The organism is Mucilaginibacter sp. P4_D1 (assembly GCF_056401935.1).
In genome coordinates this window covers 106,001-119,907 of record NZ_JBFUIJ010000016.1, presented here as the reverse complement: position 1 = coordinate 119,907, position 13,907 = coordinate 106,001, and the positions used below count along the sequence as shown (strand labels likewise).

8 protein-coding genes are annotated in these 13,907 nt (G+C 40.5%); 5 read left to right on the top strand and 3 right to left on the bottom strand.

The window, feature by feature from the left end; translation table 11 throughout:
- The first annotated feature begins 95 nt into the window (after positions 1–95).
- Positions 96–1,178 carry a hypothetical protein gene (locus AC1DV1_RS16000; protein WP_477360926.1) on the top strand — a complete coding sequence of 361 codons (1,083 nt, stop codon included), beginning with the start codon at positions 96–98 and terminating at the stop codon, positions 1,176–1,178.
- 134 nt (positions 1,179–1,312) lie between these two features.
- Positions 1,313–2,218, top strand: coding sequence for a PepSY-like domain-containing protein (locus AC1DV1_RS15995; RefSeq protein WP_477360924.1), 906 nt, complete (start codon positions 1,313–1,315; stop codon positions 2,216–2,218).
- A 131-nt stretch (positions 2,219–2,349) separates the two neighbouring features.
- Here the strand turns inward: AC1DV1_RS15995 and AC1DV1_RS15990 are convergent, their stop codons facing one another.
- Genes AC1DV1_RS15990 through AC1DV1_RS15980 form a run of 3 tightly spaced genes read right to left on the bottom strand, consistent with a single transcriptional unit; the run spans position 2,350 to position 8,074 of the window.
- Positions 2,350–3,918 (bottom strand): FG-GAP-like repeat-containing protein, encoded by a 1,569-nt coding sequence (locus tag AC1DV1_RS15990; RefSeq protein ID WP_477360922.1) that lies wholly within the window; start codon positions 3,916–3,918, stop codon positions 2,350–2,352.
- An 8-nt stretch (positions 3,919–3,926) separates the two neighbouring features.
- On the bottom strand, positions 3,927–6,602 hold the full coding sequence (locus tag AC1DV1_RS15985) for a glycoside hydrolase family 2 protein (RefSeq protein ID WP_477360920.1): 2,676 nt from the start codon (positions 6,600–6,602) through the stop codon (positions 3,927–3,929).
- A 32-nt stretch (positions 6,603–6,634) separates the two neighbouring features.
- Positions 6,635–8,074, bottom strand: coding sequence for an alpha-L-fucosidase (locus AC1DV1_RS15980; protein ID WP_477360918.1), 1,440 nt, complete (start codon positions 8,072–8,074; stop codon positions 6,635–6,637).
- Between the two features lie 461 nt (positions 8,075–8,535).
- Here AC1DV1_RS15980 and AC1DV1_RS15975 point away from each other — a divergent pair, with 461 nt between their 5' ends.
- The 3 genes from AC1DV1_RS15975 (at position 8,536) to AC1DV1_RS15965 (ending at position 13,903) form a co-directional block, all read left to right on the top strand.
- Positions 8,536–9,156: an RNA polymerase sigma-70 factor gene (locus tag AC1DV1_RS15975; RefSeq protein ID WP_477360916.1), complete on the top strand. Its 621-nt coding sequence runs from the start codon at positions 8,536–8,538 to the stop codon at positions 9,154–9,156.
- Positions 9,157–9,248: 92 nt separating this feature from the next.
- Positions 9,249–10,343, top strand: a complete 1,095-nt coding sequence (locus tag AC1DV1_RS15970) for a FecR family protein (RefSeq protein WP_477360913.1) — start codon at positions 9,249–9,251, stop codon at positions 10,341–10,343.
- A 242-nt stretch (positions 10,344–10,585) separates the two neighbouring features.
- Positions 10,586–13,903: a SusC/RagA family TonB-linked outer membrane protein gene (locus AC1DV1_RS15965; RefSeq protein WP_477360911.1), complete on the top strand. Its 3,318-nt coding sequence runs from the start codon at positions 10,586–10,588 to the stop codon at positions 13,901–13,903.
- Positions 13,904–13,907 lie beyond the last annotated feature (4 nt).

Here is a 13,907-nt window from a genome sequence, read left to right as displayed (position 1 = left end):
GCATTATACTTTTGATTAGATTAAAAACGATTGGCGAGTTTCTGTGTTAAATATCGGCCAACCATTAAGGTGCCATTACCGTATATAAGTTATAAATGAAAATAAAATATTTACTTTTAAAAATGCAGCTTATTGGCTGTCTTTCAATAACTATAGCTTTTAGTTCCTGCAAAAAAGATAAAACAAGTGCGGTTGTAAACGCAATGCCGGTAACCATTGGTTTATACGAATATGCCAGCGACGTTGATAAAAGGCTATTAGTTCCTATTACAAAAATAGGCACGCAAACTGTAAACTACGGGACTATATTTGATACCGGATCACCGGGAATGACCCTGGATGCTACCGGTATTTTGCCTGCATCAATGATAACACCTACGGGTATCACAGTAACAGGCGACTCAACGGTTGTAAATGGCATCACGGTAACGTCAAAAACATCAACAGTAAGTTTTGGAGATGCAACCGGCACCACCACAGAATACGGAAATTTAGCTTATGCCAACATTACCGTTGGCAATTCATTAGGAAGCCTGGAATTAAAACGGGTTCCATTTTTTTTATATTACAAAATAAAAGACAGCAAGGGTAACACATATCCCGCGCATTCGGCAGACGTTTTTGGGGTAGGAACCGGAACAAGCAGTACAAATGCCAATATATCGAGCCCGTTAAAATCTTATTCTTACGGTACCGGCCTAACCAGCGGCTTTAAACTGGCAACGTTAAGCAGCACGTCGTTCCTGGGCACGCCTACGTATGTTTCCAACTTACTTACGGTTGGGTTAACCAGTGCCGATTTATCGTCGGCTGGGTTTATTATGCACCCATTATTGCTAAAATACAGCTACAACCCATACATCGAAGGAACGTTAACTTATAACAATAAAACCATTGATGCTATATTTTTATTTGATACAGGTACGCCATCAGTTAGCACTATCGAAGACAAGCTTGCGGTCGCCGCTGTCTCTTTGCCCACCAATACAACAGTTACTTTAAAAACTAACCAGGGTTTTACTTATACCTATGTTACATCAAGCACAGGTAATCTTACGCAGGTAGCAAACCCTAATACGACACAAGATTACCGCACCATTTTCAGCCTCGACTTTTTTATAAAAAACGAGTATTTGACAAATTACGCAAGTCGCGTTATTGGGTTAAAGAATAATTAACAGTAAAATTCATTCATCGATAAATAACCGCCTTTTATCGACACATCGTTGCCTGGTAACCCCCATCACTGGTAATTTTAATTAACAACCCCGATAACCATATCGGGTACCATTATTAATCAAAATAAATCCAGATGAAAACGAAAATTACTTATTCATGGGTATTGGCGCTTGCTGTTACGTTCGGTTTTGCTTCATGCCAAAAAGAAAGCGGATCTAAAACAACAACTACAACTACCCCAACTTCTACAACCATTGCGTCAACAGGGGCTATTGCCATCAGCCTGGCTTCGGGTACAACCGACTCGGTTTATATGGTTGGCTGCTTGGGCCATCATGACAAAAAAGACTCTGTTGCATTTAGTGCGCTGCCAACAGCTATTGGCACTTACCTTGCCGCAAGTTACAGCGGCTACACGTTTAAAAAAGCATATGCAATTACCGATAGTGCCAAAACAGTTATTAACTACATTGTGGTAATTAAATATAACAATGCATTGGTTGGCCTTAAATTTACCGCTGCTGGTGTATTTGTAAGTACCCTTGAACAGCGCGACGGACATGATTTACAAGGCCCGGGATGGCACCACGGCGGCCCGTTTGATAACAGGGATGGTAAACACCGTGATACCGTAGCGTTAACGGCTTTGCCATCTGCGGTAAGCAGCTATTTTAAAGCCACTTACCCAACAGACACTTTGCTTCATGCGTCTATTACGCCAGATAGCGCCTATGTATTAGTAAGTAAAAACAACGGTTTATTTATTACAGTTGTTAAAGCAACCGGAACTTTAGTAAAACGTACCCAAATTGACAAACACGTTGGCACCCATGTTGCGGTAACGGCGGCTAACCTGCCAGCTGCCATTACCACTTATTTAACAACAACCTACCCCGGCTACGTTTTTGACCAAGCTTTTTCGCATAGTGTAAGCGGAGTTATTAAAGGGTATGATGTAGAGATTACCTCCAACAGTACTAAGTATGTAGTTGTATTTGATGCTACAGGCACCTTTGTAAAAGCCTTCGCCGTTCATTAAAACATTCCTGATTAATATATATAGTAAAGCCGGTCCTCGTTAAACTGAGGCCGGCTTTTTTATTTTCATCCCTGGCGTCTGTTTCTCCTGGAAATAAATAAGCTCTGTTGTCTGGGATACCTATAGTTCAACTACTTTTTAGGCTGATAAAGCTGGTTTAAAAAAATAGTAATGCCATACTTAGCATTTTTCCATTTTTCGTCAAGCGCATCAGGCACTGCGCCGGGGCTTTGGGCAAAATTACCGGCAATAATGTCTATATCCCCATCGCCGTCAATATCTGCTTTTTCGAGTGTGAGCGACTTTAGCGGAATATCGCTTTTAAGTGTGTAGGATTTGAAGGTGAATTTTTTTTGATCCGTATTTTCGAGGTAAACAAACGATTCATCAACCAGCTTACCAAAGTCGGGGAAGAAAGCGCTGCAGGCAAAATCAATATCGCCATCTTTGTCAAAGTCTTCTGCTACTACACGGGTTACGCCGTATATGGGATAAAAAAACTGTTCTTTAAAAACACCGTCGCCCTGGTTAATATTGATGCGTATACCGTGATAGGCTTTCAATATCTGCGAATAATCTGCATTATCGCCATGTACCGTTACAATATCCATCAGGCCATCGTGGTTATAGTCAACAAGTGTCATATCGGTTGTGCCATAATCGGGCGGAAAACGCAGCACACGTTTGGCTTTAAACTTAAGGTTATCTTTCTGATAAAATATATACACACTTTCATCACCTTGCGAAAACATAGCAACAATATCCTTTTTGCCATCGCCATCCATATCTTTTATATAGCATTTTATAGCTCCCGGGAGCGGCAGCAGCACATCCTCGGTATACTTGCCTGCTTTATTTTTTTTAAACAATGACAGGCCACCTGTTTTATTACCAAAATTACAAACTACGATCTCGGGTACACCATCGTTGTTCAGGTCTTCAATCTCGGTATGCACAGGGCGGTGCAATAAGCTCAGTAGTGTTGTGCTCGCGCTATCTTTGTAATTAACATATGCACCCAGGCTCAGTTCGCTCGGGTACAACTTTCCTATTTCCGTAAAGTAGGAGTTATCCTGATAAAAATTAAAATCAACAACCGGGCTTTTTGTTTGGATGGTTTTGGTTACCCCGATATTATATTTCCAGGTAAGCACTTCGTTAAAATAATTACCTATCCATAAAGTTTTGTTTGCTGTGTCGTACTCCAGCCCGGTTATCATTGAAGGTCCTTCGGCGCTCACCTGGATATCCTGCCGGGTAAATTGTTTTAAAGGGTTATTACGGTTTAGCCGGCTTTCATCAGCCATGACAGTGTCAGGCGCCAGGTCGGTAATGTATTTTACAAGCTTGCTCCACTCCTCCTGTGTTAATACAGCCTGATCAGGAATAATATTATGCTTGTTAACAATTGCCTTTTCTTCGTCTGATAAACCCCGCAACGGGTTATAACCAGGATAAATGATTCCCATTCGGGCAGCCATAACAGGCAATACATGCTGTGTCCATACCCGTTTAGTTAAACCTGCCGGATCAGGCAACATGTGGCAGCTGGCGCAAAAAACAGTAAATAAAGCTTTACCGTTATCATCGGTTTTATACCGCTTTGACTTTGCGGCAACAGAGTAAGTTGTAAATGAATTCAGACCGATCATCAGGGTTAGCAGGAAAAGTGCTGTTATGATGACCGGTCTGATTTTCATATTTGTCTCTATTCGTCAATACTTATCGTTCGCGGAACATTTGAGGCGTTCCAACCATTAATGCTCACTTCAAGCTTTTTCTTAGATGCGGGTGCATTATAATCAATAATTAACTTTTTTTCCTCTCCCGGCAACACTGTAACATAATTATCACTGTAAAATGCCGGCAATATCCTTGTTTTACTATCTGCATCTACCAACGATACCCGGTTAAAAAAAGCAAGCACACTATTCTCTTTGTTAACTAACGTAACTTCTACCCTGCCTGGTTTTATATATTTTGCTTTAACCGATAATTCTTCGGCTTTCATTTTTTGCAGACCGGAAAATCCGCCTTTGCTATCCGGAATCCAGTAAGTATTATCAGTAATTAATTTTTTGTTTTCATCCAGCAACTGTAACGACAGAAAAACTCCCTCCTTTGCAGCCAGTTTGTCAACTGTACCTTTTATAGAGAAGTACTTTTTAACGGTAGTGGCGTTTATATCTGCAAAAACCTGGGTTAGCAAATTTTCTTTGCCCTCCATATCATAAGTTTTTACTACCATCATCATACTGCGCCTTGCTTTAAAAGTATTGTTAGCCACCATTACCATTCCGTTAATTGGGTTGTACATGATATGGAATGGGGCACTGCCGTTATGCAAGCCATATAAACAGGCATTGGGGTCAAGGTAATAGTCATACATCTGGCCACGCATGGCTGTCCATGGATTTTGGGTTTTCCAGATGATGAAACCTGTATACCAGTCCCACATGTGCGATGTAAAACCTTCGGCAAGGCCGCGATACTGGTCGTAGTTTACCAGTTGGGCTTTCATGGCAAAATCGGCAGCATTTTTGGCTTTACCATATTTATTAATGGCGGTATCATAGCCAATATATTTATGATAATCCCAAACGCTGTCTGTTTTTGTTTTGTGGGTTTCTTCGTCATATACGGGCGGTATCATGTTGGCTGTGGGTATAAAACGCTTCAACGATTCATAATCGCCAACGCCAACCGAGCCAACTTCGGAATTGAAAGGAAATGTTTTAAACTCCCAGAATACCGACAACGGCTGAATTCCGTATGGCCCATCCCCGTTACCACCCAACACATTGTGCGACATGCTATCGGAGTTGGAGTAATCAACAAACCAGCGGGTATTATCCAATTTTGGCAAAATGGTATCGCGCAAAGCAGTAAGGATATCTTCAGGCGGGGTTATCTCGTTCCCCCCACACCAAATGGCCAGTGACGCATAATTACGTACCATTTTTATCTGGTCAATTGCCGAGCGTAAGAACAACCCGTGATCATCAGGGTATTGGCGGCGTGTCCATTGGTCGTCCAGTTTTTGTGGATCCTGCCAGCGGCCATTACAGTCGCCAGATCCCCACAAATCCTGGAAAACCAGCATACCGTATCTATCACAGGCCTCAAAAAACTCAGGACGTTCAATCATGGCGCCACCCCATATCCTGATCAGGTTCAGGTTCATATCGCGATGATAACGCACTTCGGCATCATAACGCATATCCGAAAGGCGCAGCATGGCATCAGATATTACCCAGTTACCTCCTTTGATAAAAATTTTCTGGCCATTAACCATAATCTGGCGGCTGCCGGTATGTTCGTTATATTCACTCGTCAGTTGGCGTACCCCTATATTAAGCTGATGCTGATCTGAAACAGCCTTACCCGCCGCGGTAAACTTTAACTTGAAATTATAAAGATGTTGGTCGCCGTAACCATTAGGCCACCAGAGTTTAGGATTGGTAAGGTTGTAATCGGCAAAACTAACATTGGTAGTAGAGTTTGGTTTCAGGCTAACTGCTTTTGAGATAGTTTTACCATCCAGTTCAAAACTTAACGAGCCATTTACCGCTGCCGGCGTTGGGTTGCTTAATTCGGCCGCTACTTTAATAACAGCGGGTTGTTGCGCCCCTTCCGGAAGCCTTACCCCGGGTACCAGTGTTACAATGTGTTCGTCTGCAATGCGTACCGCTCCTGTTTTTTGGATGGTTACTTTGTCCCATATACCGGTGTTCCTGTCGCGCATGGGCTGTATCCAATCCCAGCCTGCTGTGTACTGTAAACCAACGTTACGCGCAATTGTACCGTCGCCGCCCTGGCCGCCATTTGGGTTGCCAACAACATCTGGCGGGTGCACCAATACAGCCAGGCGGTTATCTCCATTTTTTGCAAGATAAGGCGTTATATTGTAGTTAAACCGCAAAAACATCCCTTTTTGAATTGTTTTGTTCAGCTTATGTCCGTTCAAATAAATATCGCAGCTATAGTTAATTCCCCTAAAATTAAGGTAAACCTGGTTACTGCCCGTTGCCGGTGTTTCTTTAAAATCTTTGGTAAACCAATAGGTGTAATAATCGGCACCGGTTTTATAAATATCGGCTATGTGCTCGTTGTTCATGCCCCAAAATGGGTCGGGCACTTTTTGGTTATTTAATAACGTGGTCAGCACTGTTCCTGGTACCGTAGCGGGCATCCAGGCTGTAGTGTTAAATGCTGCAGTCGATAGTACTGTTCCGCTTTCTTTTACACTGCCGATAGGCGCACACTTCCAGCCGGAATTTAGTTCGTAACTACTTTGGGCGTATATATTAACAAAGGGCAGTATCAGAGCCAGCGTAACAAGCAGTTTTAGCTTTGCCGGCCTGTAAGTTAAAGTTGGGGGCATTTTTTATAGTTTAGTATATGATGTAGTAAACGTTAATATTGAATTTTAAATACCGCTGCTTGTTTTAAACCAGATTGCGTTTGCAACGATGAAGGTATAGTTATATTTACCACGCCTTCGCCCAGGGTGTATTTAACTTTTGCTTTAACACCCAGCAAACTAATTTTTTTCACTTTGTTTTTACCTGTCAGGTGCAAAGCAATTTTTTCAGGCAAAACCACATCATCCTGGTCTTTGGGCGCCAGCACAAAAGCGTATACGCTATTACCTGCTTTGGTATAGTAGGTATTTCCCTCAGAGTACGGCGCTATAGCATCCGAACTATAAATACCATCCCCGTTAATTTTCATCCAGTCGCCAATTTGTTTGAGGCGACTGTAAGCAACCGGATCCCAATCGCCATCAGGGCCGGGGCCAATGTTCATGAGCAGGTTACCGCCGCGTGAAACAATTTTTACCAACAGGGTTACTATTTCATTAGCTGATTTATAATGGTCGCCGGGCACATAACTCCAGGAATTGCCCATGGTAATACAGCTTTCCCAGGGATGATCAAGCGGCGCATCGGGCACCTGTTGTTCAGGCGTGGTATAATTTTCATATTGGCCGGCTACCGTACGATCAACAACGATAAGACCCGGTTGCTTAATCCTGGCTGCTTTGGCTATTTTTGCCATATCAATATCCTGGTCATACGGAATGGTACGTTGCCAGTCAACAGCGGTGTCTATTGTATTTTTGGGCCGTACCCAACCGCCATCCAGCCACAAAATATCAACTTTGCCGTAATCGGTCATCAATTCCTGTATCTGGTTAAAGGTAAAATCCTTAAACTTTTGCCAGCGATCTGGATGTTTGGCCGGATCGTAGTTTACATTTCTGTCCTTGGGCGGAAAATATGGCCACCAATAATATTCGGTATGCCAGTCGGGCTTTGAAAAATAAGCCCCGATCATAAAATTCTCTTTGCTAAAGGCGCTGAAAACTTCCTTGGCCACATTACTGCGCGGGTTACTTGAAAACGGCGTTTTGGTGCTGGTTACTTTATAATCTGTTTGTTTTGTGTCAAACATGCTAAAGCCATCATGGTGTTTAGTAGTAAATACCACATATTTCATCCCGGCATATTTGGCCGCTGCCACCCACTTTTCGGGGTTAAATTTGGTTGGATTAAAAGTAGTTTGTAAATTTTCATAGGCCTTTTTGTATCCGTTATAATCGGCACCGTAAGGCCCGCGACGCTGGGTCCAGCCTTCATCTTCGGGGCAAATACTCCAGCTTTCAACTACCCCCCATTGGCTGTAAGTACCCCAATGCATAAACAGCCCAAACTTAAGGCCCTGCCATTTATGAAGATTTTTTTGCACCAGCGAATCATCAGGTACCACATAATCTTTTGACATATTATGTTGTTGTGACATCGCTTTACCCATGGGTAAAAGGAGTGCTATAATAAAAAGGAGTTTTTTCATTTATATATTTATTTTTTGTTTCTTTATTAAAATAACCAATTAAAACATCTCAAAAGCAAATTCTGATAAAATCCAATAAATACAGGATAAAATTCGGGTATTTTTACCAACTTTTTTTGAGTATTAAATTATAAAAAAGCGCACTTAGTGTAACAAGTACAAGATGAACTAAAAGGCAAAAATGTTAAAAAAGCATCAATACCCTACTATATTTATATACATTTCAATCAAAATAGCCACATAAAATGTCAGTTAAACATTTTAAAACCGCCTAAAATGGCCCTAAAACACACTATTGACAACTTTTACAGCCAATTTGCCTACACACTAAGTAAATTTATTTTGAGTTAAGTTGGTTTACAGTAAAAAAGTTGTTAAAATTAAAATAAATACTTGTTTTTGTTATCAAATTGTTACATTGCATCATTATATTGTTTTGGTGAACACTAACTATTAAACTATTGAAAATTTCTAAAACAGATACTTCGGGGTTATGGCAACGGCTTTGTTTTAATGATGATATTAAAGCATTTGAGTTATTGTTTCATAATTTAAATACCCGACTTATTAAGTTCTGTATTTTTTATATTCGCCAGAAAGAAGCCGCCGAAGACATTGTATCCGATGTATTTATTAAGTGTTGGGAATCCCGTAAAAGCCTTACCGAAGTTACCAACCCCGAAACATATTTGTTTGTGGCCGTTAAAAATCAATCATTCAATTATCTAAAAAAATTCTCCAATATTCACCTTGTACAGATAGAGGCTTCGGACGAAGTTGAGTTTGTAAATACTTTTGATCCCGAAAAAGAATTGGAACGCAAAGAACTCCATTTCTTATTAGATAAAGCTATCGCTTCGCTCCCTCAACAGGCATGTATTATTTTTAAGTTAATTAAAGAGGATGGCATGAAATATAAAGAGGTTGCCGAAATTTTAAACATATCTCCCCGCACTGTACAAACCCAGTTATTTAGAGCAATGAAAAAATTAAGCATCATTCTTGCTGCACATCAACTTGCATCTAAATCATCAGAGAGGGCATCTTCTGACCATGACATCATGGGGCTTTCGTTGTTATAGGAATTCTTTTTAAATTTTTTTTCAAAGCTTGTAGGCAATTTTAAAAAAACTATTGTCCTATCTAAAAACAAGCCCGTTTAAGGCGAGAAAAGATGGTTAACGAACGATTTATTGAACTGCTCACAAAAAAGCTCTCGGATGAGATGAATGCCGCAGAATTGGAGGAATTCAATTTTCTGGTAGCAAACGACGATGCTTGCAGGCAACAAAGCGCTTTCTTTAAAACCTATTGGGTAAAAAACGAAGAACAGTATTCAAATACCGACCTGATGTTTCAGCATATCTTATCTAAAATAGATATACCCGCAACTGAAGATCAACCGGCTAATGAAATTCCTGCTGAAGGCGCTAAAACCCGGCGCATGATTATCTTTTTACGCAGCGTGGCGGCATTGTTAATAATCGGTATTGGCTTATCTGTTACCTATTATTTAAAGAGATACGATAAGACAAGCCTGGACCTGGCCAGCCTTCAGCAGAAAAAAACGCCGAGCCGTGTAAAATCTAAAATTTACTTAAGCGACGGATCTGTTGTAACATTAAATTCTGAAACTACTTTAAAATACCCGCCATCATTTAAAGGCCCTACCCGCGAGGTTTACCTCAATGGCGAAGCTTTTTTTGATGTGGCCAAAGACCATCAGCACCCCTTTATAGTACATGCGGGTAAAATGAGCATCAGGGTTGTGGGCACGGCTTTTAATGTAAAATCTTACAAAAACGATATTGCAAGTGAAACAACACTTATCCGGGGATCGATAGAAGTTACCCTGGCCGACAGGCCTTCAGACAGGATCATCCTTAAACCAAACGAAAAGCTTATTTTAAAGAGCACCACTTTTAAAAGGCATACCATTAACCGCAACTTAGTAGCCCAAACTCCTGATACTGCAAAAACAAGTTACGCGCTTACCAACCTTACTTACTTAAGATCAAATGATACCACCGTGGTTGAAACCTCGTGGGTAAATAACCGACTGATTTTTAAGGACGAAGACTTTGCCGAAATTGCCAATAAAATGGAGCGCTGGTACGGCATCAAGATAAATTTTAAAAATACAGATGTAAAAGACTACCGTTTCACGGGAGTTTTTGAAAAAGAAAACATTTTGCAGGCATTAAAAGCCCTGCAGATTATCGAGCCATTTTCATATAAGTACAAAAATGAAACCATATACATTTATTAACCCAATGCAGCCATTAAATAAGCCTATGACATAAAGAAAGCTTTACATACCACAAAAAAAAACGGGAATTACCAGAGGCAACTCCCGCGAAGATGAAGATCTGTTAGTTAATCATGCAATGCTCTCTCGAACAGAACATTGCCATTTAATCAAGTCACCTTTAATTAAGTAAAAGTATGAAATATTTTAAACACCCCAAGGGTGTAAGAGATAACTATTGGCTATTTAAGTCCATATTAATAATGAAATTGACATTTATTTTAGTAGTAGCCTTTAGTCTGCAATCCATTGCAAATGTCTACTCGCAACAAAAAGTCACCTTTAACATAAAATCGGCAGATTTTAGTAAGGTTATCTCTGCTATTCAAAAGCAGACTAACTACCACTTCGTTTTCAGCGAGCGTAAAATCCCTTCAACCAAAAAGATAACGCTTAATGTACAAAACGAAGAAGTTACGTCGGTTTTGAATAAGCTTTTGGCAAATTCCGACTTTACCTACACCCAACTTGAAAACAACCTGATCGTTATCTCTCAAAAAAATGAGGTTGTAAATGCTGCGGTAGTAAAAGGTAAAGTTGTTGACGAAAACGGCACACCGGCACCAGGCGTTTCGGTAAGGATAAAAGGAACAACTACAGGCACCATAACTGATGCCAATGGTAACTTCTCTATCAGTGCTCCGGATAACGCTGTACTTATCTTCTCGTTTTTAGGTTATGAAAACCAGGAGGTACCTGTTGGCGGCAAAAGCGAATTATCTGTAAAGCTTACCGTATCTGCAAAAAGCCTGAACGAAGTTGTAGTAACAGCTTTGGGTATCAAAAAAGATTCTAAAAAATTAGGTTATTCGGTATCAACTGTTAATGGTGGCGTTTTAGACAAAGCTAAAGAATCAAACGTTGCGTACTCATTAGAAGGTCGCGTGGCTGGTTTAAGTGTTAGCGGTACCAATGGTGGCGCGGGTTCATCTGCACGTATTTTATTACGTGGCGTTACAAGTACAAGTGGCACACAGGGCCCTTTATTTGTAATTAACGGCGTGCCTATGGATAACACCCAAAGAGGTCAATCTGGCGAATGGGGTGGTGCTGATTATGGTGACGGTATATCTAACATCAACCCTGACGATATCGAAAGCATGACAGTATTAAAAGGTCAATCGGCATCTGCACTTTACGGCACACGTGCATCTGGCGGTGTTATTTTAATCACTACTAAATCCGGCAAAAAGAATTCAGGTTTTGGTGTTGAGTACAATACCAACTACCAGGCGGATAAAGTTTATGACAACACTGATTTTCAAACTCAGTACGGACAAGGCGAAGGCGGCATTAAACCTGCCAACGTTGCGAGTGCATTGTCTTCAGGAAACTTAGCATGGGGAGCAAAATTAGATGGTTCCCAGGTAATTCAGTTTGACGGTAAAAGTTATGCTTATTCAAAAACAAGCGATGACTATACTAAGTTTTACAAAACTGGTGGTACTTTCACTAACACGGTATCGTTAACCGGCGGTGGTGAAACAGGCGCTTTCCGTTTGTCATTATCTGATATGAACAACCATGCTATCACCCCTAATAGCGGTTTAAATAGAAAATCATTCAACTTTAACGGATCACAAACCGTAATTAAAAACCTTGATATAAACCTGGTTGCCAATTATGTTATTGATAATGCTAAAAACCGTTCTGGTTTAAGTGATGGCCCGGGTAATCCTAACAACGTGCAATTTTTAGCACCGAATGAGGCCCAGAGCATATTATCGCCAGGTACTGTAGCTGGTGGTGGTGAGCAAAAATGGAATAACGACATTTATGTAACAAACCCCTATTTTGCAGCTTACAATTTTGTAACCAACACAAAAAGAGAGCGTTTAATATCATCCATCTCTGCCAGGTACGCTATTACACCTTGGGCTTATGCACAAGGCCGTGTAGGTTATGATAAAATTAACGATGCTCGTTTAGGTATCACTCCTACCGGTACAGCTTATATAGGCGGTAATGGATCTATTCAAACCCAAACAACTCAAATCACAGAGTTTAACGCGGACGCTTTAATTGGTGCTAAGCATGATATCATTAAAGATTTCTTAAATCTTGATTTGTCTGTAGGTGGTAACATTCGTAAAGCAAACTCTTCAGGCACGTTTATAAACGGCGATAACTTTATTATCCCTTACTTTTACGATCTGTCTAATGTACCCAGCAGAAATAGTGGCAATCAAAACGTTTCTGCATTGCAAGTTAACTCAGCATATTACACAGCTGACTTCGCCATCAAAAACTTCCTGGTGTTAAGCACTACAGGCCGTTATGATGCCTATAGCAGTATATCAAGCGCTGTTGGCCGTGGCATATTTTCGCCCTCGGTTTCAGCCAGCTTTATATTCTCTGATCTTGCACACATTGATGGTCTTGACTTTGGAAAACTACGTGTAGCATATTCACAAACAAGCGCTGGAGCACCAACCTATGGCAACCAGGTTTATTATTCGGTAAACAATGCTGTCAATGGTGTTAATGCAGGTGGCTTTAGCTCACAATTACCAAACCTATTATTGCCTCCAAATACATTGAAGGAGTTGGAGATTGGTACCGAAATGAAGTTTTTCAATGATCGTTTAGGCCTTGACGTTGCTTATTTCCAAAGAAAAACAGAAAAGGAAATTCTTAATAGTTCTATTGACTGGTCAACCGGTTATACAAATGCGTATGTCCCAACAGGTTCTGTTCAAAACAAAGGTATAGAGGTTGAAATACATGGCTCGCCAGTTAAAAGCAGCACATTCACCTGGACCCCTGCATTTAACTTTACATACGTACAAAATAAAGTGTTACATACCGATGTCAATAATTCAAATTTAGGCCTTGGTACTTATCGTCCGTTAAATGCAACAACTGCATTTGTTGTTGGTATGGCTGGGCCTCAGATTATGGCCAACGATTACAAACGCGATGGTAGTGGCAATATCATATTTGATGCTAATGGTAATGCCGAAGCAACGGGCCGTATACCGTTAGGTAGTGTAATACCTAAAATTTATGGTGGTTTTAACAACGATTTCACCTATAAAAACTTCAATTTGGGTTTCCTTATTGACTATCGCTTTGGTAACAAAGTATTATCGGCAACTAATTACTACAGCATCTTCCGCGGTTTAAATAAAATGACCCTTGTTGGTCGTGAAACAGGCGTAGTTGGTGTGGGTGTTACTGAATCCGGTGCAGCAAATACCAAAAACGTACCGGCAGAAGATTATTACCAAAGCTTAGCTCGTAACATTTCGGCGCTTAACGTATTAGATGGTAGCTTTATTAAATTACGTCAGGTAACCTTTGGTTATTCTATTCCTAAAACATCTATTGCTGGCACACCTTTCAATTCTATCACTGTATCATTAGTAGCCCGTAACTTATGGACTATTATGAAACATACAGACAATATCGATCCGGAATCAAACTTTGCTCCTGGTATCAATTATGCAGGTATTGAAGGTACAAGCGTACCCGCAGTTAGAACTTATGGTGTAAACGTGAACTTTAAATTTAAAAAATAACAAA